Consider the following 20,125-nt stretch of genomic DNA (forward strand, 5'->3'; position numbering starts at 1 on the left):
CTGGAGGAAGATCGGCAGTACTGGCCTGCTGGAGCCCGTGACTCGGTGGTGAGCCGCTTCTCCGGCGCCGCGAAGGTGGTGATCGGCGTGTTGCCGCCGGTGGAGCGGCTGGCCGGATAGCGGCTGCGGCCCAGGGGCTCCCGGGCCGGTGGTAGCGCTGGCTGTAGTGCGGAAACACCCACGCGCGGGATCGATCGCGAGCTGGTCGCGCCGAGATGCTTGATCACATCGCAACCACGTCATCAAGGGAGTTTTCCGATGTCCCAGCATCCTGCTGTCCCCTTCCGCCCGGCCCGGGCAGGCGCCGCGGCGGTTCTGGCCCTCGCGCTGGGGACGCTCAGCCCGGCGGCCGCCGACGTCGCCCCGCGGGACCGGCCGGGCGACGCCGTGCAGACGGCGCTGAACGATCTGGTCGGCGGCGGCGAGTTCCCCGGTGCGCTGGCCGCGGTCAGGATGCGCGACGGGCGCAGCCGGGACTACACCGCGGGGGTGGGCGACCTGGCCACGCGGGCGAAGGTCCCGGTCAACGGGCAGGTGCGCATCGCCAGTAACACCAAGACCTTCACCGCCGCGGTCGTGCTGCAGCTGGCCGGCGAGGGCAAGGTCGAGCTGGACGCGCCGGTCGAGAAGTACCTGCCGGGGCTGGTACGGGGCAGCGGGAACGACGGCCGCCTGATCACTGTCCGCCAGCTGCTCCAGCACACCTCCGGCATGCCGGAGCACGGCAAGGCCATCGGGGGGACGTTCTTCGAAAGCCGGCACCGCTACTTCGAGCCCCGGGAACTGGTCGATCTGGCCTTGACGCAGAAGCCGCTGTTCGCTCCCGGCAAGAGCTGGGGTTACAGCAACACCGGGTACGTCCTGCTCGGGCTGCTGGTGCAGAAGGTCACGGGCCGGCCGGTGGGTGCGGATATCACCGATCGGATCATCACGCCGCTGGGGCTCGGTGACACCTACTGGCCCAGTGCCGGCGAGCAGAAGATCCGGGGTGCCCACCCCAGCGCCTACAAGTCCCAAGACCGGTAAACCGGGCGGCGAACCGGTGGACGTGTCAGAGATGGACCCGTCCAGGGGGTGGGCGGCCGGGCAGCTGGTCAGCACGCCGCGGGACGTCAACCGGTTCCTGAGCGCGCTGCTGGGTGGCAAGCTCCTCAAGCCGGCCATGCTGGAGCAGATGAAACGGACGGTCTCGGTGGCCGGGGCCCCGCAGGGGTGGGGGTACGGGCTCGGGCTGACGAAGATCCCGCTGAGCTGCGGCGGCCTCGCGTGGGGGCACAGCGGCGACGTCGGCGGCTACTCGACCCGCAACGGCATCACCGAGGGCGGCCGGTCGGCCACGGTCACCGCCACCGCGGAGTCCCTCACGGCAGACGGCGACAAGCGGCTCAACGCCGCCCTCGACACGGCGCTCTGCGCCGTCAGGTGAAGGGCCTCTTGCCGGTCAGGCCTTGAGGTAGGCGAGCACGGCCAGGACCCTGCGGTGGCCGCTGTCGGAGGGCTGCAGGCCGAGCTTGGCGAAGATGTTCCTGATGTGCTTGTTGACCGCCCCCTCAGTGATGACCAGCCGCTCGCTGAGATCGGTGTTGGACAACCCCTCCGCCATCAACGCGAGCACTTCCCGCTCCCGGACGGTCAACGCGTGGAGCGGGTCACCGGCCCGGCGGCGGACCAGGAGCTGGGCGATCACCTCGGAGTCGATGGCACTCCCGCCCTCGGCCACCCGGTGCAGCGCGTCGAGGAAGGACTGCACCTTGCCGACCCGCTCCTTCAACAGATAACCAACCCCCACGCCACCATCGCTGAGCAGGGCGGAGGCGTAGGCGTCCTCGACGTAGGACGACAACACCAGCACGGGCAGGCCAGGCCGCATCCGTCTCGCCTCGATGGCCGCGCGCAGGCCCTCGTCGCTGAAGCCCGGCGGCAGCCGTACGTCGACGATGAGCGCGTCGGGCGTCTTGGCCGAGACGGCGGCGAGCAGGTCGGCGGCGTTGTCGACGGCGGCGAGCACCTCGATGCCCTCGGCAGCAAGCAGCAGGGCCAGCCCCTCGCGCAGCAGCGCGTCGTCTTCGGCGATCACAACCCGCATGGCAACTCCACTTTCAGCACGGTCGGCCCGCCGGGCGGGCTGGTCAGGATGGTCCGGCCACCGAAGGCGGCGGCTCGGTGGTCGATTCCGGTCAGGCCGCTGCCGGAGCCGCTCCGGGCGCCGCCCACGCCGTCGTCTTCGACCTCGGTGATCAGCATGCTGCCGTCCAGGTGCACGCGCACGACCGCCTTGCCGGCGTGGCTGTGCTTGGCGACGTTGGTGAGCGCTTCGGCGGCGGTGAAGTAGGCCGCCGCCTCAACGGCCGCGGGCAGGCGGGGAAAAGCGGCGATCTCGACGGTGCAGGGGACGGGGCTGCGCGCGGCCAGCGCGGCGAGCGCGCCGTCGAGCCCGTGCTCGGTGAGGACGGGCGGGTGGATGGCCCGGATGGCGTCGCGCAGGTTGACCAGCGCGTCGGAGGCCGCCTCCTGCGCCCGCCCGGCCAGTCGACGGGTGCTCTCCGGGGCATCGGCCAGGGCCCGTTCGAGCATGCCCAGGTGCATGACGACCGCGACCAGCCGGTTCTGCGTGCCGTCGTGGAGGGTGCGCTCGATGCGCCTGAGCTCCTGGGCGTGGGCTTCGAGCGCCGAGGCCCTGGCCACGGTCAGAATCGCCACCTGCTGCGCCAGCCGTACCCGGCCGAAGGGTTTGAGCAGGCCGCGGCTGAACCGTTCGGACAGGTTGGCGGCGGAGGGCAGCACCAGGCAGGCCACACCCACGTAGCCCGCGGCGACGAACGGCCCGGTCAGAGCCAGCAGCCAGGAGTCGACGGCATACCAGAGCACCGACGGCGGGCCGCCCGGCGTCAGCCACCACCACAGCGGCAGAGTCACCGCGTTGAGCGCGGCCAGGGGCAGGCCGAGCGCCAGGAATCCGAGCACGATCCCGGTGACGCCATGCGCGAGCAGCCAGAGCACCTCCTGCGGGGTGGCGGGGTCGCCCACGGCCGCGCGCACACGCGCCGGCAGCGGGCCCTCAAGCGGCAGATACGGCGGAGCCGGCATCCCCAGGCGGCGGCGCTGCCACCCGGAAAGCCGCCTGACCAGGCCGGTCGCCGGCGCGACCAGGGGCAGGCCGACCCCCGCCAGGCTCAGCAGCGCGGTGCAGACGACCACCCAGAACAGCGGCAGCGCGAGCAGCGCGGTGCCCAACCCGGTGATCAGGAAGAGCGCCGCGTTCCGCGTGGCCGCCAGGACGTTCATGGGCGACATTCTGCATGGTGGTGCCCGCACCACCTTCAAGACGCCCACCGGCGGGACCTCCTCCATCCATGGGGCTGTGTCGGCGGTTCGGGTGGAAGAGCTCCACAAGACGTACGGGAAGGTGACCGCGCTCGCCGGGGTCACGCTGGAGATCGCCGACGGCGAGTTCGTCGCGATGATGGGCCCGTCGGGCTCGGGCAAGAGCACGCTGCTGGGTCGGCCCGCCCCGGCGGGGCGCGGGATTGATACCGGCGGTGTGCAGGATTTCCCACACTGTGAGGCGGCGATCGGGTAGCCCAGGCGGGCCCGCCAATTCGCCCCGGATCCGCCGATGCCCCCAGGTCGGATTCTCCCGCGCCATCCGCACAATCAGCGCCTTGACCGGCCGGCGGGTGCAAGGCCGACCCGGACGCCGTCTGCCGGTGAAGGTCCACTTCCGCGCCACGAGCGCGATGCCAGCGCAAGGTCATCGCACCAATCCGTCACCGATCGCGTTCCGCGCCCTGGCCGGCGGTCCCGGGTCCGATGCGACGGTTCAGTCGAGGATCTCGACGTACCCGTCGGTGCCGTGAACGCGGATACGCTGCCCGTCCCGGATCAACCGGGTGGCCTGCTCCACGCCCACGACGGCCGGCAGGCCGTACTCCCGCGCGATCACCGCCCCGTGCGTCATCAGGCCGCCTACCTCCGTCACCAGTCCGGCGACGGTGACGAACAGGGGGGTCCAGCTGGGGTCGGTGTAGGCGGTGACCAGAATGTCGCCCGCCTCAAGGTCGGCCCGCGCCATATCCATGACGACACGGGCCCGGCCCTCGACCGTCCCGGCCGAGACCGGGAGCCCGGCCAGCGCGCCGGGCGGGGCGTCGTCACGCCGATACTGGCCAGTGATGACCTCGCCGTCCGAGGTGAGGACCCGGGGCGGGGTGAGCGCCTCGTACGACCGGAACGCCTCCCGCCTTTCCAGAATGAGTTCGGCGTCCACGTCGTTGGTGCGCACGACTTCTTGCAACTCCTGGAACCGGAGGAAGAAGATGTCTTCTTTCTCGCGCAGGATGCCGGACCGGACGAGGCGATCGGCTTCCCGCAGCAGCGCCTGCTTGTAGGCGAAGTATCGGCTGACCATGCCGTACTTGGGGTACTCCCGGTATCCGGCGAAGGTACGGACGCGGTCGATCATCCGCTTGGTCTCCCCGGCCTTCCGCTCCCCATCGGGTAGGGCGCGCAATCGCGTCAGCAGCTCCTGTTCTTTCCGTCGTGACTCCTGGCGTCCTTGTTCGAAGCGTCGCTTGCCGGCGCCCGGTTCGACGTTCTTGATGTTGCCGAGAATGGTGGGCACGAGCGTGGCGGGATTCTCGCTCCAGCGCGTCCTGGTGATGTCGATCTCGCCCGCGCAGCGCATGCCGTACTCGTCGAGGTAACCCCGGATGGTGTCATGTGCTTCCCGTCCGCCGGCCAGCCCGGCCAGCTCGTTCAAGAAGCCGTCGCCCTGCCGGCCTTCGTCCACGACGTGGTGCAAGAACGCCACGACGTCCCCGTGCGGCCGGATCGTGTCCGCGACGTCGAGGAGCGCCAGCCCCATCTCCGACGTGACGTTGTGAGGGACGGATCGCGTGAGCGCGTCGGCCGCGTTCTTCTCGCCCAGCCACGCCTCCAGGTGGTCATTGAGCCACCAGGTCCCCTCCATCCCCGCCATGATCACCTGGAAGCTCCGCGGTTCGAACAGGAGGCGCCTCAGCTCCGCGATGTCGGCCTCTATGAAGTCGAGCAGCGCAGGCCCGGACAGACCCTGGATCGTGCGCCGCAGGGTGGCGACGGACGCCTGATTGTGTCGGACCAGCTGGGTGACGACGGCCGGATCGGTCTCGATCGGGGCGGGTGAGCCACCGGCGGCCGCGGCGCCAGAACCTTCGTCCGGAAGCGAGCGGAGGAAGTCGCCGCGGTCGAGGACGGTCTGTAGCGCGTCCCGCATCAACGGGTCGGACCTCCCCACCATCTCGAGGAGGCTCGCGCGACCCGCGGGCGTCGCCAGGGTGGCGGCTACGTCGACGAACAACCGTCCGCCCGCCTCGTGCATCGGCCGTGGCGTCGTCAGCTGCCAGAAGGAGAGTCCCAGCGGCTTCATCGCATCGGTCATCATCTGCTGGTGACCGACGGAGAGGTAGACGTGATTCTCCTGGTCATCGGTCGTGGGGATGGGGAACAGGGTGGTGATCGGCCGGCTCTGGACGATGTGGAAGTCGTCGCCGACCAGGCACCATTCGATGTCCTGGGGCCGGCCGAAGTGCGCTTCGATTCGCCGACCCAGCCGCACCAGGCGCACGACCTGTGCATCCGTCAAGGCCGGCTGCGTCTGCCGCTGCGGCTCGATCGGCGCCTCCTGGGTACCGCCTCCCGGCGACGCCTGGACGGACCGCGGCTTGGTGGCGACCGATGCGGTGACGACCCGGTCGCCGCGCACCGTGTAGACGTCCCCGGCGAGCAGACCGGAGACAAGCGCCTCGCCGAGCCCCCAACCGGCTTCCACGGTGGCGACCTTCCGGTTCGAGGTCACGGGGTCCGCGGTGAAGAGGATCCCGGCCGCGTCCGGGAACACCATCCGCTGGACGACCACGGCCATCCGTACCTTCCGGTGGTCGAAGCCGTTGTGGCGCCGGTAGGTCACTGCCCGCTCGGTGAACAGCGAGGCCCAGCACCGCCGGACGTGCCGAAGGATCGCCGCCAGGCCGACGATGTTCAGGTACGAGTCCTGCTGGCCGGCGAAGGATGCGGTCGGCAGGTCCTCGGCCGTCGCGCTGGAACGCACCGCGTAGGAGGCTTGATCCCCGAGCCGGGCGAGCGATCCGCTGATCGCCGCCACAAGATCGTCGGGCATCGCGACGCCCTCGATGACGCGGCGTATATCGGCGCTCAGGGTGCGGATCGCCGCGCGGTCGTCCGCTTTCACGCGCGACAGCAGGTCAAGCTGAGCATCGATCGACGGCGCCTCGGCCACGACCCGCTGGAAGGCGTCCGTCGTGACGCAGAAGCCGTCCGGCACACGGATGCCATCGATTCGCGAGAGCTCGCCCAGGTGCGCCCCCTTTCCGCCGACGTCTGCGACATTCGTCGAGTCGAATTGCTCGAAACTCAGCACGTAGCCCAATTCCGTTGCTCCCTCGTTCGTCGAGTTGGTTGGCAACGGCGGCAAGTATGGACCATTTTCCGGCGCCTCATGAGGCGCGCGGATCCGATATAAAATGAAAGTGGCGGGAAACCTGACCTTTCCCCAGGCACCGTGACCGAACTCGCGGCGTTGACCGGTCCGAGCTCGTCACTCGTCGAGTGAGCTTTGCGCCTGCCCAAAACTTTGTCCAGGCAGGTCAAGTGGCATGCGGGTATTCGGGAGGACTCCGCCAAGCCGGTCTCGTCGGCGCATGACTCAGCCGCGTCCGTAATCCGGCAACGAGCCCGTGACCAGCCCTTCTCCTGCAGCGCAAGCGATCAAAAGGACATCAACTCGCGGACCGCCCTTGGAGGCCGAAGTGATCCGTGACACGTGTGGCTTACAGATCCCCGGCTGTGGTGGCGAGCGTGGCCAGGTAGGCGTCGAGGAGGCGGATCTGCCGCTGGGGCGGGAATTCCTCCGTGTCGAACAGCGCCTGCACGATGAGGCCGAGCGCGAAGGACTGGATCGCCGCCGCGATCTCGTCTGGATCAGACGGCGGCAGCTCCCCCAGGCGCTGCGCCGCCTGCACATGGTGGCGGATTCGCTCGCGTGATCGCGCGTAGCAGGCCGCGTGCCCGGCCGCGAGGTCCGAGTCGGCCAGCGCGGCGTCCCACGAGCTGACCCAGATCCGGTTGTCCGCTGCGGCCTGCGGTGTGGTCGGCAGGGTGTCCAGCAGCACCGCGCGCAGGGCGGCGAGCCCTTCGGACGCGGTGCGTCTCGGCTGTGCCGCACGGTGTTCGTCCAGCAACGTCAACGCATGTGCGACCAGGTCCTTCTTGTTCGGAAAGTAGTGCGTGAGCAGGCCGGTCGTCGCGCCCATCTCGGTGGCGACCGCGCGCAGGATCAGGCCGCCGAACCCGTACGTGGCCAGCACAAACGGCCGCTGACACGTCGCGGCGGCGGGCGTCGTGATCTCCCTTGTGGCGCGGCATGCCGACAGGATACGTTCGCAAAACATCTGTTATGTGAATAGGAGTTCCATGTTCGCCACCCCGCTGCGTGGCAATGCCGAGCTGCGTGCGCTCGAGCCGCATCATGCCGAAGAGTTCTTCGCCCACCTGGACCGTGCCCGCGCGCACATCGCCCCCTGGGTGGGCGCGAGCTTCGTCGCGGGCGATCTCGACGCCGCGAGGGTGGTACTCCAGCGCTACGCCGACGGCCAGGCCGCCGACCGGCAGCGCCTGTACGGCATCTGGCTCGACGGCGCCCTCGTCGGCGGCACCATGTTCGTCGGCTTCGACCCCGCCCTCGGGGTATGCGAGATCGGCTGCTGGCTCGAGCCCGCCGCGGAGGGACATGGGCTGATCACCCAGGTGGTCCGTACGATGATCGACTGGGCCTTCCGGGTGCGCGGGTTGAGCCGCGCCGAGTGGCGCACCCTGTCCGGCAACGTGCGCAGCATCAACGTGGCCAAGAGACTGGGTATGACCCTCGACGGCACGTTGCGGCGATCCGTCCCTGGCGCCGACGGGCTCCGGCACGACAAGCAGGTCTGGTCCGTGCTCGCCACCGAATGGCCGCAACCCGTCCAACCGGACACAAAGGGCGCCGACGTCAAGCCCGAGCTCGACCAGCTGATGCGCGCCTTCCTCGGCGCGTTCACCAACACCGGCCGGCGTCGGCCGAACCTCGACGTCATCCGTGAGGTGTTCATTCCAGAAGGAACGATCATCAAGAACGTCGCGGCCGAGCCCGTGATCTACGACCTCGAGGCGTTCATCGAGCCACGGGAGAAGATCCTGACCGACGGGACGTTGACCGAGTTCACCGAATGGGAGGTGGCCGAGCGGACCGAGATCTTCGGGTCGATCGCGCACCGCTTCAGCGAGTACCGCAAGTCCGGTTTCCTCAACGGAGAGTGGTTCGAGGGCTCCGGCCGCAAGACCACCCAGTTCGTACGGACGCCCGCCGGCTGGAGGATGAGCTCGATGGCCTGGGATGACGTGCGATGACCTGCCGCGCTTATGAGCGTCGTTGGGCCAGCCGCCAGCGGGTCCGAGGCGGGCGGGCAATCCGTGGTCAGAGAACGATCTGTCACGCCAGAAGGCAAGGGATCTGCCCAGGGGACTGGACTACCGGGAGAACCTGTAGTTGGCTCGCCGAGCGGGTCGGGCAAGTCCACGCTGATGCACTGCCTGGCCGGACTCGACCAACCCAGCGGCGGCACCGTCACCGTGGCCGGCACCGACCTCGGATCACTCGACGACGCCGCGCTCACGATCTTCCGCCGCGAGCACATCGGCTTCGCTAGGCCACCGGCCCGCAGAGCTGTCCGGCGGCCAGCAGCAGCAAGTCCCCTGGCTGTCACTCGGCGTCGGCGTCCTCATCGCCGCCCTTGCCGGACTCCTCGCCGCTGTTCTCCCGGCACGCCGGGCCGCCCGGGTGACTCCGGCCGCAGGGCTATCCCTCGACTGATACGGACCTGGGGTTTCTCGGGTTTGCCTGACCTTGTGGCGAGCAGAAGACCGCCCGTGGTTGCTCGCTGGTCGCTCTTCGGACGCGGAACGGACACACGGTGGATCATCACGCGAGGGCTACCAGCGCGGCAGCTTCAAGCACTGGATCGACGCCCATCGTGACGGTTGCCCCCACCGAGGAAACCGTCACGCCTCTACAGATCGGCGATGGCCGGCGCTCACCGCGCGAGCAGCGGGAGCGCCGGGAAGGTGTGGTCCCGCCACAGCAGCCGCGAGGTCTCTTCCGGATAGGCGGTCACCCTCGACGGCGCGTCGAAGAGCTGTGCGAGGCGCTGGTCGGCGTCGTACGGAGGCCAGCCAGGGTCGCCGTGAGCGGCGAACGCCGTCCACGCGCTGCGAATCTGCGCGGACAGCTCCTCCGCCACCGGGGAGGGCGGGTCGCCGATCAGCATGGCGGGCTGTCCGCTGCTCAGGTTGCCGAAGACGAGCGGCACGTCCAGGCCGTGGCAGGCGCCGAGGGCACCGCCCAATCCCGGGGCGGACCAGGTCAGTTCGTACAGGTGGGCCTGACCGCCGCCGGCGATCTGCGCGTCGGCAAGGTGAAGGCTCGGCATGCGGAACAGCCAGTCCGCGTTGACCAGTTCGTACAGCTCCTCATCGGCCGCGGCCGGGAACGCCTCCCGGTACCGGCGGGCACCGTCAGGGCCGGGGGCGAGCATGTGCAGGGCGGTCTCGGTCTGCTCGTGCGTGACCTGGCCGAGCACGCCGTCGATCAGGCTGAACAACCGGTGCTCGTCACGAGTGTGCCCGACGAGAAGTCCGACGTCCCGGGCGGCGCCGTCAGCCAGCGCCTGCCAAGGGGTTGCCGGCAGGACGTCACCGTCGACAACGGGTGCGAACGGGATCGGCCGGTGTGTGATCTGCCCCCAGCGCTCCCGCCACTGGACCGTCTTGGCGCAGATCGCGTCGCCCACGGCGGGCAGCCGGGCCGGGGCCACCGCCGACAGGTCGGACACCGTGGGCCGTAACCCCAGCTCGGCGGCGCAGGCGACGGCGATGTCGGCGGCCAGCTCGGGGGAGAAGAACGTCCCCGGCACGCTCTGCGCGACCGCCCGGCGGAAGAGCCCGGCGGCGCGCGGCATGGCCAGCAGTGCGGCGACCGATCCGCCGCCCGCCGATTGCCCGAAGACCGTGACCCGGTCCGGGTCGCCACCGAACGTCCGGATGTTGTCCCGCACCCACTGCAAGGCCGCGACCTGGTCGAGCAGCCCCCGGTTGTCCGGGGCTCCGCCGATCCGCGCGAAACCCTCGATACCGAGACGGTAGTTGAGGGTCACGACCACGGCTCCGTTCCCGGCCAGGTGCCCGGCGTCGTATTCCGGGAGGCTGGAGTTGCCCATGGCGTAACCGCCGCCGGGGATCCACACCATCACCGGGAGCCCCGCCGCCGGATCCGGTTCCGGTGTCCAGACGTTGAGCGTCAACCAGTCGTCGCCGGCAGGGTCCTGGGACGCCCCGAGTACGCCGGACTGCGGGGGTGGCGGGCCGTACGCGACCGCCGGGCGCACACCGTCCCAGCTGCGCACCGGCTGCGGCGCGGCGAAACGGAGGGCGCCGACCGGCGGCTCGGCGAACGGGATGCCGCGGAAGACCGTCAGGCCCGCCTCCCGGCCGCCGCGGAGGACGCCGGCCCCCGTGCGGACTTCCGGCTCGGACTCGGACGGGCTGCTGAATGCGGTGACGGCCATGTGCGGCTTCCTCTCCGTGCTGGCTCGATCGAGCATCCCAGTGCGCGCCGCCTGCGGGCAAAGCATTTCAGGGGCGGAACCTGTCAATGTGATCGAGGCGGCTGAGCTGGGGCTCATTCTGTGTCGTTTTCTCTGTCGTGTTCTGCTGCCGGGTCGTCGTGACTGTGCGCCTGCCGAAACTCGTTCAAGCGGCCCGCCGTCGCGCGCCCGTGCGTGGCGTGGGCTTGGGATCTACCGGTCCCGGCAAGAGCGCCCCCGTCGTCGGGCGGGGGCGCCTTCGCGTTGTGATCAGCGGCTACACGAGATGGTGACCGTGGCCACGTAGATGGTCGCGTCGAAGAAGAGGGTCGAGCTGACCTTCCGGCACTGGGTGCTGGTGAACCCCTCGGCGGCGGCCTGCGCGTCGGCGTCGGCCCGGGCCATCGTGACCGCTGCGGGCGGCCTGAGACCGATCCCGTCCCCCTGGAACTCCTGGATCTCTAAGGCGCCGGCGACGGACCGGACGGCGGCCGAGGCCGGGGCGGCGGCACCGGCCAGTGCCATGATGGCCAGGACCGCCCCGATCATGATTCTCCTGAATGACATGTGCTGTCCCTTTCTCTGAAGTGCCTCTCAACAAGGGCGTTCCATGGAGTTCCACGGGGAGGGACGGGCTCTTCGTCGTGTCCGGCGTCCTTGTCTCGATCTCCCACCGGCAGCCACCGCAGCGCGGCGAAGGAGCACGGCCGATCATCCTGCCGCGGCGGATGCGGAGATCTGCGCCCTGCACAACGGGATCTTCGACGGTGGCACGTTCGACTCGAGCGGCGCATGCTGATCCAGCGTGTAGCCGATGATCGACAGCGCACCGGCCGGGGAGTCAGGACGTGGAGGCGGAGGGCTTGCGGCGTGTGTGTGAGGCGGCGGAGCGGGGTGGCGCGTTCGTCGTCGGGGCAGGTCCGCGCTTCTCCAGCAGGCTTACCTGATGGGTGAGGCGCCATGGGCGGTCGATGTGAGCTTCCTGGAAGCGACCTCCCCCGGCCGGTACACGCACCGCATCCCCGTGTGCACGCTTTCCCGCAGGTGTGCCTCAATCACATGATCTTTCGCGGCGATCTGCTCCAGAGCCCGGCGGATCGCCTTGCCGACGGCGATCCGGGCCCGCTCAGCGCCGTCCTGGAACGTGCGGGTGCGGCCGGCCAGGCCTGTGGCGCTGCTCAGCTCCGTCATCAGCCACTCGCGCTCGGCGCGTGCTTCCGCGGCGCGATCTTGCCGTCCGGAAGCGCTCAGCTCATCGATGACGTCGCCGAGCTGGGCGAGCCTCGCACGGTACTGCTCGATCGCTGACCGGTCCAGCAGCGCCTGAGCACCACCGGATCGCAGCGCCTGAGCATCATCGGATCGCAGCGCCTGGCCCAGCCCGGACACGCCGGCGACGAGGTCGGCCGAATGTATCTCCTGGCCGGGATTGGCGATCAACACGGCAAGGTGCAGCAGGCCCACACCACCAGCCAGCACGATGCTGCGCGTCCCGTAGCTCAATCGCCATTTGCCGCCCTGGCGGTGGCAGGTCAGGGTGTCGGACGCCGCCGGACTGGTGTGACCGGGAGGCACCGGGATACCGACCGCCGCCGCGTCGTCGGCCGCATGCGCGAGCTCGGACCGGGCAAGCTCGGCGTCACCGGGGCCGTCGCGGCGCGCCAATGCCTGCGCGTACCGCGTCCTGGAGCTGACGACGGCCGGCCAGTGAGCCAGGCCGAGGTTCCGCTGAACCGCGGCACGCAGATGCGCGACAGCAGCATCGAGATCGCCGGTGGTCAGGCACGCGACGCCGAGCGCTTGTTCGGTCGACCCGAAGCAGACCGTCCCGAGGCCGCCCAGCATCGGCAGCGCCGCGAACGGCTTGAGCAGTTCGTACACGCGTGCCGCGGTCTCGGTGTCGCTGAGCAGGTAGGCGGCCTCGACCAGCCCGTTCATCGTCACCAGCCAGCTGCTGGACCGAGGAAGGTCGGCGAGGTCACGGCCACGCAGAGAAGCGACCAGGCTGGCCGCCGTTCGCATATCGCCAGATTGTGCGCAGGCCACGGCGAGCGCGGCGTAGCAGGAGTTGTCCACCGCGCTCAGAGCCGGTGAGTGGACCAGCTCGTTGAGCATGGGCAACAGCTCGGGGAGCCTGCCTTCGTACCACCTGATCGCAACCATCTGGCCACCGAGCCAGCCGGTGGCATCGATGTCGCCGGCAGCCGTTCCCCGTGCCGCACACACCCTGGCAAGATCTTCAGCTGCCCTGAGCTTCCCCGCCCGGATCGCGAGCATCACCTCGATGGCGCTCGCGACGAAGCCGACAGCAAGGTGGTTCCGGTCCCGCAAGGATTGCTGTAGCTCGCCGAACCTGCGCAGCGCATGGGGATCGCCGTCCAGGAACATGTTCACGGTCTGCCACAAGGTCGCCATCAGCATGTCGATGCGCCGCGGGCTGCGCGAAGCGGCCTCCAGCATGTCAGCGGCCAGTTCGCGGCGTAGTCCTCCATGATCCGGACCCAGGACGCAGTGGTGCGCCAGGCTTCGGACCTCCGCCCCCGCGATCGGATCCGCCACCGACCTGACCTGGTCGACGAACGAGAGGACCTTCGCGTGCTCGCCGGTTCGGTAGTCGGCCTCGGCGGCCAGTCGGGCGCACACCCGCAGGCCCGTCGCCGAACCTCGCTCCACCATCGGCAGTACCTGCTCCAGCCGAGCTCGCAGCGTCGCCGATGCCGCGAGCGTGCGCCGTTCGTGCACCCAGATCCCACCCATACCCAGGGCTGCCTGTGCCATCGCCTCCGCGTTCGCGCAACGCTCCGCGGCCTGGAACGCGGAATCGAACCGCTGCCGTGCGGACGCGAGGTCCCCGTCGCCGTCCAGCGCTCGGACGGCGAGGCCGAGCAGGCCCTCGACCTCGCCTGACTCCTCGTCAGCGAGTGCGCGCATGAACATCATCAGACGACTCCCGTAGTACGCGCCGAGCCCGACCCGGCATCACCGGCCGACGCCGACAGCGGTCGAGCACGACGCCTCAAACCGTTGGAGGTCATGCCGGGTCGGGTTCCTGGTCCGGGATGGGCTGGAAACCAGAGCACAGGATGCGCAGCCACATGATTCGTTCGCCGGCGACGGCGTAGTAGACCTGCTGTTCGACCAGGTAGCGAGTGGATCCGGTACGAACCTGCAGGCGGTAGGCGAGATGTTCGCGGTCGCCTACGCGGCCGGTGGCGACGTGCAGGAGACGTTCGATGTCGTCGTCGGGTTCGAACCAGTGACCGAGAATGATCTGGTCGACGACCTCGCCAGGGCTGTCGGCGTCCCAGTGGGCTCCAGGGGTGAGGGCCTTGAAGTCGAGCGGGTCGCCGAGCAGGGTGCGCAGCGTGTCGCGGTCCTTGGCGGCGAGAGCCTGCGCGAACCTCTCGCCGAGCGCGTGTCCCGTCACCGACGCTCCTCCTCTGCCTGGAGGGTCACGGGGCGGCCGTGCTCCTTCCACGCCTTGAGGCCTCCGTCGAGGTGGGCGACGCCGGCGTAGCCGAGTTCCTGCAGCACCAGGGCGGCGAGCGCGGAACGGCCGCCTGACGCGCAGTACAGGATGGTCGTGGCGGCGGGGTCGAACTCGGGCCGATGGTAGGGGCTGGCCGGATCGGCCCAGAACTCAAGCATGCCGCGCGGAGCGAGGACAGAGCCCGGAACGCCCCCGTCGCGGGCGACCTCGCTGGGTTCACGCAGATCGATCAGGGTCACCGTGCCGGACTCCAGGGCCTCGGCCACCTCGGCGACCGACAGGTTCCGAACCTGTGCGCGAGCGCGGGTGATCATGTCGGTGACGGAGCTTGCCATAACGTGGTCCTTTCGGGAGGCTCCCGATATCACACGGCATTCTCGAAGCAGGCACATCCGTGCTCAGTACGGAACTTTTCTGGGGGATGATCGCGTCATGGAGGACGCCGCGATACCAGAGGCGTTGCGGAAGGCCGGGGTCACCAGGCGGGAGGCGGAGGTCTTCTGGCTGGTCGGTGAACGGCTGGCGAACCGTGAGATCGCCGATCGGCTCGGGCTGTCCGAGCGGACCGTGGAGAGCCATGTGTCGTCCCTGCTGCGCAAGCTCGACCACGCGGCCAGGAGGGATCTGGTCGAAGGCGCGGCGCGGCTCCGGAAGCGAGCTCACGCCCTGCCCAGGCATCTGTCGTCGTTCGTCGGCAGGGAGCGTGAGCTCCGCGAACTCGCCGAGCTGGTCACCGATGACCGCATGGTCACGGTGACGGGGCCCGCGGGCATCGGGAAGACGCGCGTCGCCCTGTACGTGGCTCACGAGACCGTCGGGCTGCCTCCCGCGCTCCTGGTCGATCTGGCCTCGGTCCCGCCCGGCGGACCGGTCGACCGGGCGTTCGCCGACGCCCTCGGCGTGGGCGGCGACGGCAGGGACCTCGGCCCGCAGATCATCGCCGCGATCCGAGCACGCCCGTGCTGGCTGTTGGTCGACAACTGCGAGCACGTCGTCGACGCCGTCGCGGCCCTGCTGGCCGGTCTGCTGGCGGTGGCCGACGGTCTACGCGTGCTGGCGACCAGCTACGGGCCCCTGGGTGTGAGCGGCGAGGCCGTCTACCAGCTTCCGCCGCTACCGATTCCCGACGAGGCCGCCGATTCCGGTGAGATCCTGGACTGCGCCGCCGTCCGGCTGTTCACCGACCGCGCGACCGCCGTCGCGCCCGGCCTCACCATCACGCCGGCCGACGCGGCTGTGCTCGCGACGATCTGCCGCCGCCTGGACGGGTTGCCGCTGGCCATCGAACTGGCCGCCGCCCGTACCAGGTTCGCCTCGCCCGCCGAGCTGCTGCGCCTGCTCGACGACCGGTTCGCGCTGCTGACCGATGCGCCGCGTCCCAACCGCCACCGCACCCTTGAGGCGGCCCTGCGGTGGAGCTACGACCTTCTGGACGACGACGAGCGCCTCCTGCTGGACCGCTGCTCGGTGTTCCCCGGCGAGTTCGACTACGACACCGCGATGCAGGTGTTGGCCGCGCCACCGCTCACCGACACCGACCTCACCCGGGTCTTCCCACGCCTGCTGGACCGCTCCATGATCTCCGCCCGCCGCCAGGGCGGGGACACGCGGTACCGCCTGCTCGACAGCGTCCGCCAGTTCGCCCACCACAGGCTGGCCGAACGGCAAGAGCACGAGGAGATCCACGACCGGCACGCCCGCCACCATCTGACGCACGCCGTGTCGATCGTTCCCGCGCTGAGAGGAGGGGACCAGACGGCAGCCCTGCGCTGGTTCACCGACCGCTGGACCGATCTGAGGACGGCCGTGCGACGCGCCCTCGACTCCGGTGACACCGCCGCGGCTTGGGGCTTTCTCGCCGGCGTCGGCACCGGATGGGAGACCCTCGGGGCCCGCGGCGAACTGTTCACCTGGGTGAACGCGCTGCTCGACCGGCCCCTCCCTGAAGGCTCCTTGGGTGTCCGCGCCGCGATCACTTCCTGCCTTCTGCTCTGCTACCAGGACACTGACAAGGCACTCGAGCTGGCCGGCTGGGCGGCGGACCACGCGGCGACCGAGGAGGAGCAGGCGTTGGCCGTCCTGGCGACCGGCTGCGTGGCCGTTCACCGGCCCGCTCCCGCCGAAGCGGCCCGGGCACTCGACGGCGCGGCCGCGGTCTTCGAGCGGCTGGGTGATGACTGGCATCACGCGCTGGCGCTGTCCACGCTCGCGAACGTGGCGGCCGACACCGCGACGGCGGTGGATCGGCTCAGCGCCGCGGCGGCCCTGTTCGGACGGCTGGGCGACCGCGTGAAACGCGCCAACTGTCTCAACTACATCGCGAGCCGGCTGATCCGCGACGAGGTTCGCCTGACAGAGGCCGAGACCTGCCTGAACGAGGCGCTCGATCTCGCCCTGCGCACCGGAAGCGACCACGAACGCCTCCACGCCCAACTCCACCGAGCCCGCCTCAGCCAGCACCGAAACGACCAAGAGTCGGCGACGGCGCTCTTCACCGATCTCCTCCCTGAGTTCCACCGCATCGGAGACCTCCGCTGCGTGACCTACTGCCTGCTAGGTCTCGGCCGCGCAGCCGCCTCGCACGGCCACCACCGACGCGCGCGACGCCATCTCCGCAAAGGGGTCGACACCGCGATCGCCATCAACGACCACAATCTGATCGCCACCGGCCTGCGGCTGCTCGCCGAGACCGAACACGCCGCCGGCTTCGCCGCCCGATCCGCCCAGTTGCTGGGCGCCACGACACCCGCCGGCCACGGCGGTGTGGGCGACAGCCACCTGCGGCTCACGCTCCGCGCCGAGCTCGGCGAGGCGGCCTTCGCTTCCGCACTCACGGCCGGCCGCGCAACGACGCCCGCCGAACTGCTCAACACCCTGACGGCTGCGGACGGAGCCGACGCCGATGAGTGAAGGTCCTCCACTGCCCCCTACCGACCCGGATGACCGTGCCAGGGCGAGGCCTCGACGAGGATGTGAGCGAAGGCCGGATCGAAGCCGCGAGCGGTGGAGTGGCTCTTGAGTAGCGGTTTGCCGGTGCCGGAGACCGGTATCCCCAGGGTGTGGGCGAGCATGCGCAGCGTGCGCCGGCCGGCGTCGGTGACGGCGGTTTCGCAGCCGAGCAGGCGCACCGCGACGATCTGTAGCCGCGGTAGCAGCCGGTCCTGGGCCAGCGTCCGGAAGAAGCGTGCCACGACCGGATCGAGCATGTCGATCGGTGTGTCGCCCAGGCGGAGCAGGCGATGGCCACGGGTCGAGTGGCCGATCAGGTCGAGTGTCGCCGGCGAGACGGCCTGGTCGAGGCGGCGTTCGAGGACGTCACGCAGTTCGCTGAGCGAGCCCGCGTGCTGCAGGTTCACGCAGCGCGCGATCCGTCCGGCGAAGAAGGCCTCGGCGCAGTCGGGCGAAGCGATGTTGAGTGAGGCCGGCGGGGCGGGCATGGCCGCTAGTCACCCGCGAAAGGCGGGAGCTTGGGTTCGCTCACGACGAGCAGCGCGGTGGTGACCACGAACGCGCCGCTGTCGAACAGCGCGGCCAGGTGCGGGCGGCGGGGTCGGTGCGCGAGGTCGGGAACTGCCGGAGGATCGGCTACCGGTGGCGCCGAGGGGACAGAGTCGGGATGCACGGTTACTCCTTGGCGTGTGGTCGGGATGGTGCGGTGGACGGGGGTGGCGGGCCGGTGCGAGGTACGGAATCACGCGCCAGGCCGGGAACCCTTGGCAGGGCGCCGATCACCACGTGGGACATGTGCCTGTGGGACTCGGTATCCGTCTGGTCACCCCACTAGTCACCGGCGCAGTCCGGCCATTTCACCGCGTTGAGCGCGCCGGCCATCAGCGTGGAAACGCACTCCTCACCGGCCACGACGGCGGCGGGGCGCGGGGCGCCGGAAAGCTCGGGCCCGGGCAGGACCGTGGCCGGCGGGGTGACGTTGAGTGCGACGGCGGCGGTCACCGGCAGGGCGGCGGTCAGCAGCGCCCCGGACCACGACCGGCGGGGTCGATCGGCGGTTGTGTGAGATGCGGAAGGGTTGGGTTCGTTGTTCATCGCGAATCCTCTGGGTCCGGGCAATCGTGGGGTAGCCGGCCGCTGATCAAGAACAGCGCGCCGTGTTTGGGTGCGTCGTCGACGCCGATCGTGGTCAGGCTGGCTGGTCCGGCGTCACACTGCTCCGCGGAGCGGAGATCCAGCCACATCGTGATCGGGCGGACGCCCGGATGCTGCGACGTGCCCGGCGGGTAAACCGCCACGCGCGCCAATGAGCCTTGCTCCTGAAGGATTTCGGCGTGGTGACCGGTGTAGCGATTGCCGGCCCGCGGGTCGTCCAGGTGCGGCCAGTAGACGGCGGTCATGTACTCATGCCGGTGCCCGCTCACCCCCACCGGAGGGCACGCTGGACGCAGGGCGTGGGGAAGTGACTCCACGAAACCGTGCTCGAGATAGACCGCACCGGCGATGTGCACCTCCGGCCAACGCGGGCCGAGTGTCGTGCCGCTCGTCATGCCGTTTGGCCCGGTGAAGCAGTCATCGACCTGCACGTCATCCCAGGCGATCTGTTTCGCGGCGGCGGCCGAGGGAGTTCGGCCGAGATCGATCTCGATGAGCCGGTTCGGGGCGAAGCCGTGATCGACTGGCTCCTCCGCCCAGAAAGCACAACGTGTCTCGCCGTCGATCCGCCCCAGGAAACCCCCGGTCCCATAAAAGACACATCGCATCGCAGCCGCCTCTCCGCCTGTGCGTGGATCTCGTTCCACGCCCACCTGCCTCACTCCCTGAGGCGTTCCGTCCCGTTCCTGCGAACGGAGCGAGACGGCACCGCCGACCGGCATGGGTGTCCCGCGCCGGCACATTGACGGAACACGGCTTCCGCGTGCTGCGGATCTGTCCTGGAACGAGATGGAACGCCGATGTCCACGAAGGCGGCGTCAGGTGCGTCGCCACATCGAAAAGGATTTGAGATGCACGTCCTTCAACGGATGCGGCCGGCAGCGGTAGGTGCCGCGCTGGCACTGGCGGCCGGCGTGATCACGAGCACGGGCACGTCCGCCATCGCGGCGTCCTCCACGGCCGACGAGGGGACGGTTCATCTCGTGGCGAGCCTGCTGGGCCGCAACGAGATACCGGGCGCCGACGGTGCCGTCGGCGACCTGGACGGCCGGGCCGTCGAGGTCATCACGATCAAGGGCTCGACCCTCACCTACACCGTGCGGTGGCAGGGCATCGACGTGCCGACCGCGGCGCACATCCACGCGGGGGTGGCGGGTGCGAACGGCGACGTCAAGGTTCCGCTTTTCGCGTCCGACCAGTTCGGCTACGTGGCGAGAGGCTCGGTGACGGTCGACGACGATGACCTGCTGGCCGCCCTGACCGCCGACCCGACCTCCTTCTCCACCGACCTGCACACGAACGGGTTCCCCGGCGGGGCCGTACGAGGTCAGCTGCACAAGGTGAGCCAGCCGGTCGGCGAGGACGGGCCGAAGGTCGACGTCGCCCCCGTGATCAGGGGCAAGCAGATCTACGCGTGCACGAGCCAGGACAACGGCGCGTTCGCCTTCACGCAGCACGACGTGTCCGCCCTGCTCAAGGGTGACATCAAGCACTCGTTCGTCGAGCCGAAGGCGGGGCCGCCGCAGTGGGTCGCGCCGGACGGCAGCGCCGTCACCGGCACTCTCCTGCTCAGGACGCCCAACGGGACCGGCAACATCCCGGAGCTCGAACTGCGGGCCACCCAGACCGGAGGCGACCAGGGCCGACTGGCGCAGGCCGTCGAGGTGATGCGGCTCAACACCGTCGGCGGGGTCGCGCCCGGCGGTCCCTGTGACCCGAAGGCCACGCCGATCGCCAAGGTCCCCTACCAGGCCGACTACCTGTTCATCAGGTAGCCGAGCGCCGGGCCGTACTCCCCGTCAATCGCAGGACTGTCCGCGCTGTGTCGTGCGGTTCGTCGGCGATGACCGGATCGGCC

At 69.9% G+C, this 20,125-nt stretch carries 20 protein-coding genes; 7 read left to right on the forward strand and 13 right to left on the reverse strand.

Going from position 1 to position 20,125, the window contains the following annotated elements; all coding sequences use genetic code 11:
• The first annotated feature begins 258 nt into the window (after positions 1-258).
• Positions 259-1,026 carry a serine hydrolase domain-containing protein gene (locus ACWENQ_RS15885; protein ID WP_452414724.1) on the forward strand — a complete coding sequence of 256 codons (768 nt, stop codon included), beginning with the start codon at positions 259-261 and terminating at the stop codon, positions 1,024-1,026.
• A gap of 22 nt (positions 1,027-1,048) precedes the next feature.
• Positions 1,049-1,426 carry a serine hydrolase domain-containing protein gene (locus tag ACWENQ_RS15890; protein WP_452415021.1) on the forward strand — a complete coding sequence of 126 codons (378 nt, stop codon included), beginning with the start codon at positions 1,049-1,051 and terminating at the stop codon, positions 1,424-1,426.
• 15 nt (positions 1,427-1,441) lie between these two features.
• On the opposite strand, the gene ACWENQ_RS15895 is transcribed toward ACWENQ_RS15890, so the two are convergent.
• Together ACWENQ_RS15895 and ACWENQ_RS15900 are read right to left on the reverse strand one after the other, a co-directional pair.
• Positions 1,442-2,086, reverse strand: coding sequence for a response regulator (locus tag ACWENQ_RS15895; protein ID WP_452414726.1), 645 nt, complete (start codon positions 2,084-2,086; stop codon positions 1,442-1,444).
• On the reverse strand, positions 2,074-3,285 hold the full coding sequence (locus ACWENQ_RS15900; RefSeq protein ID WP_452414727.1) for a sensor histidine kinase: 1,212 nt from the start codon (positions 3,283-3,285) through the stop codon (positions 2,074-2,076). The genes ACWENQ_RS15895 and ACWENQ_RS15900 overlap by 13 nt, the downstream gene beginning before the upstream one ends.
• Here ACWENQ_RS15900 and ACWENQ_RS15905 point away from each other — a divergent pair.
• Positions 3,284-3,580: an ATP-binding cassette domain-containing protein gene (locus ACWENQ_RS15905; RefSeq protein WP_452414728.1), complete on the forward strand. Its 297-nt coding sequence runs from the start codon at positions 3,284-3,286 to the stop codon at positions 3,578-3,580. The genes ACWENQ_RS15900 and ACWENQ_RS15905 overlap by 2 nt on opposite strands.
• Before the next feature lie 240 nt (positions 3,581-3,820).
• On the opposite strand, the gene rph is transcribed toward ACWENQ_RS15905, so the two are convergent.
• Both rph and ACWENQ_RS15915 read right to left on the reverse strand, forming a co-directional pair.
• Entirely contained in the window at positions 3,821-6,427 is a 2,607-nt protein-coding gene (gene rph / locus ACWENQ_RS15910; RefSeq protein ID WP_452414730.1) for a rifamycin-inactivating phosphotransferase, read from the reverse strand.
• Positions 6,428-6,827: 400 nt separating this feature from the next.
• Complete coding sequence (locus tag ACWENQ_RS15915; RefSeq protein ID WP_452414732.1) at positions 6,828-7,364, reverse strand: TetR family transcriptional regulator C-terminal domain-containing protein; 537 nt, start codon at positions 7,362-7,364, stop codon at positions 6,828-6,830.
• A gap of 91 nt (positions 7,365-7,455) precedes the next feature.
• Here ACWENQ_RS15915 and ACWENQ_RS15920 point away from each other — a divergent pair, with 91 nt between their 5' ends.
• Both ACWENQ_RS15920 and ACWENQ_RS15925 read left to right on the forward strand, forming a co-directional pair.
• A complete protein-coding gene (locus ACWENQ_RS15920) occupies positions 7,456-8,442 on the forward strand; it encodes a GNAT family N-acetyltransferase (RefSeq protein WP_452414733.1) in 987 nt (328 codons plus the stop codon).
• A 12-nt stretch (positions 8,443-8,454) separates the two neighbouring features.
• Positions 8,455-9,069: an ATP-binding cassette domain-containing protein gene (locus ACWENQ_RS15925; RefSeq protein WP_452414734.1), complete on the forward strand. Its 615-nt coding sequence runs from the start codon at positions 8,455-8,457 to the stop codon at positions 9,067-9,069.
• Positions 9,070-9,125: 56 nt separating this feature from the next.
• Here the strand turns inward: ACWENQ_RS15925 and ACWENQ_RS15930 are convergent, their stop codons facing one another.
• The 5 genes from ACWENQ_RS15930 to ACWENQ_RS15950 all read right to left on the reverse strand — a co-directional run bounded on the left by ACWENQ_RS15930 (position 9,126) and on the right by ACWENQ_RS15950 (position 14,498).
• Complete coding sequence (locus ACWENQ_RS15930) at positions 9,126-10,655, reverse strand: carboxylesterase/lipase family protein (RefSeq protein WP_452414736.1); 1,530 nt, start codon at positions 10,653-10,655, stop codon at positions 9,126-9,128.
• Positions 10,656-10,943: 288 nt separating this feature from the next.
• Positions 10,944-11,240 carry a hypothetical protein gene (locus tag ACWENQ_RS15935; protein ID WP_449919205.1) on the reverse strand — a complete coding sequence of 99 codons (297 nt, stop codon included), beginning with the start codon at positions 11,238-11,240 and terminating at the stop codon, positions 10,944-10,946.
• Positions 11,241-11,612: 372 nt separating this feature from the next.
• Entirely contained in the window at positions 11,613-13,604 is a 1,992-nt protein-coding gene (locus ACWENQ_RS15940) for a hypothetical protein (RefSeq protein WP_452414738.1), read from the reverse strand.
• 100 nt (positions 13,605-13,704) lie between these two features.
• A complete protein-coding gene (locus tag ACWENQ_RS15945) occupies positions 13,705-14,100 on the reverse strand; it encodes a hypothetical protein (protein ID WP_452414740.1) in 396 nt (131 codons plus the stop codon).
• Positions 14,097-14,498 carry a rhodanese-like domain-containing protein gene (locus tag ACWENQ_RS15950; protein ID WP_452414741.1) on the reverse strand — a complete coding sequence of 134 codons (402 nt, stop codon included), beginning with the start codon at positions 14,496-14,498 and terminating at the stop codon, positions 14,097-14,099. Before ACWENQ_RS15950 ends, ACWENQ_RS15945 begins: the two co-directional genes overlap by 4 nt.
• A gap of 97 nt (positions 14,499-14,595) precedes the next feature.
• On the opposite strand from ACWENQ_RS15950, the gene ACWENQ_RS15955 reads away from it, so the two are divergent.
• Positions 14,596-17,073, forward strand: a complete 2,478-nt coding sequence (locus ACWENQ_RS15955) for an ATP-binding protein (protein ID WP_452414743.1) — start codon at positions 14,596-14,598, stop codon at positions 17,071-17,073.
• Between the two features lie 17 nt (positions 17,074-17,090).
• On the opposite strand, the gene ACWENQ_RS15960 is transcribed toward ACWENQ_RS15955, so the two are convergent.
• The 4 genes from ACWENQ_RS15960 to ACWENQ_RS15975 all read right to left on the reverse strand — a co-directional run bounded on the left by ACWENQ_RS15960 (position 17,091) and on the right by ACWENQ_RS15975 (position 18,920).
• Positions 17,091-17,600, reverse strand: coding sequence for a hypothetical protein (locus ACWENQ_RS15960; protein ID WP_449919196.1), 510 nt, complete (start codon positions 17,598-17,600; stop codon positions 17,091-17,093).
• Positions 17,601-17,605: 5 nt separating this feature from the next.
• Positions 17,606-17,785 carry a hypothetical protein gene (locus ACWENQ_RS15965; RefSeq protein ID WP_452414745.1) on the reverse strand — a complete coding sequence of 60 codons (180 nt, stop codon included), beginning with the start codon at positions 17,783-17,785 and terminating at the stop codon, positions 17,606-17,608.
• Between the two features lie 158 nt (positions 17,786-17,943).
• Positions 17,944-18,207 carry a hypothetical protein gene (locus ACWENQ_RS15970; RefSeq protein ID WP_452414746.1) on the reverse strand — a complete coding sequence of 88 codons (264 nt, stop codon included), beginning with the start codon at positions 18,205-18,207 and terminating at the stop codon, positions 17,944-17,946.
• A complete protein-coding gene (locus ACWENQ_RS15975; RefSeq protein ID WP_452414748.1) occupies positions 18,204-18,920 on the reverse strand; it encodes a hypothetical protein in 717 nt (238 codons plus the stop codon). The genes ACWENQ_RS15970 and ACWENQ_RS15975 overlap by 4 nt, the downstream gene beginning before the upstream one ends.
• 198 nt (positions 18,921-19,118) lie before the next feature.
• On the opposite strand from ACWENQ_RS15975, the gene ACWENQ_RS15980 reads away from it, so the two are divergent.
• The gene (locus tag ACWENQ_RS15980; RefSeq protein WP_452414750.1) at positions 19,119-20,042 is read left to right on the forward strand and encodes a CHRD domain-containing protein; all 924 of its coding nucleotides are present in this window, start codon (positions 19,119-19,121) and stop codon (positions 20,040-20,042) included.
• Positions 20,043-20,125: the final 83 nt, after the last annotated feature.

Source organism: Nonomuraea sp. NPDC004354 (assembly GCF_053602555.1).

Excerpts from the sequence above, each read along its gene's own strand:
- ACWENQ_RS15885 (WP_452414724.1), top strand. The coding sequence starts at position 259 with ATGTCCCAGCATCCTGCTGTCCCCTTCCGCCCGGCCCGGGCAGGCGCC.
- ACWENQ_RS15895 (WP_452414726.1), bottom strand. The coding sequence starts at position 2,086 with ATGCGGGTTGTGATCGCCGAAGACGACGCGCTGCTGCGCGAGGGGCTG.
- ACWENQ_RS15905 (WP_452414728.1), top strand. The coding sequence starts at position 3,284 with ATGGGCGACATTCTGCATGGTGGTGCCCGCACCACCTTCAAGACGCCC.
- ACWENQ_RS15900 (WP_452414727.1), bottom strand. The coding sequence starts at position 3,285 with ATGAACGTCCTGGCGGCCACGCGGAACGCGGCGCTCTTCCTGATCACC.
- ACWENQ_RS15925 (WP_452414734.1), top strand. The coding sequence starts at position 8,455 with ATGAGCGTCGTTGGGCCAGCCGCCAGCGGGTCCGAGGCGGGCGGGCAA.
- ACWENQ_RS15930 (WP_452414736.1), bottom strand. The coding sequence starts at position 10,655 with ATGGCCGTCACCGCATTCAGCAGCCCGTCCGAGTCCGAGCCGGAAGTC.
- ACWENQ_RS15935 (WP_449919205.1), bottom strand. The coding sequence starts at position 11,240 with ATGTCATTCAGGAGAATCATGATCGGGGCGGTCCTGGCCATCATGGCA.
- ACWENQ_RS15940 (WP_452414738.1), bottom strand. The coding sequence starts at position 13,604 with ATGCGCGCACTCGCTGACGAGGAGTCAGGCGAGGTCGAGGGCCTGCTC.
- ACWENQ_RS15950 (WP_452414741.1), bottom strand. The coding sequence starts at position 14,498 with ATGGCAAGCTCCGTCACCGACATGATCACCCGCGCTCGCGCACAGGTT.
- ACWENQ_RS15955 (WP_452414743.1), top strand. The coding sequence starts at position 14,596 with ATGGAGGACGCCGCGATACCAGAGGCGTTGCGGAAGGCCGGGGTCACC.
- ACWENQ_RS15960 (WP_449919196.1), bottom strand. The coding sequence starts at position 17,600 with ATGCCCGCCCCGCCGGCCTCACTCAACATCGCTTCGCCCGACTGCGCC.
- ACWENQ_RS15970 (WP_452414746.1), bottom strand. The coding sequence starts at position 18,207 with ATGAACAACGAACCCAACCCTTCCGCATCTCACACAACCGCCGATCGA.
- ACWENQ_RS15980 (WP_452414750.1), top strand. The coding sequence starts at position 19,119 with ATGCACGTCCTTCAACGGATGCGGCCGGCAGCGGTAGGTGCCGCGCTG.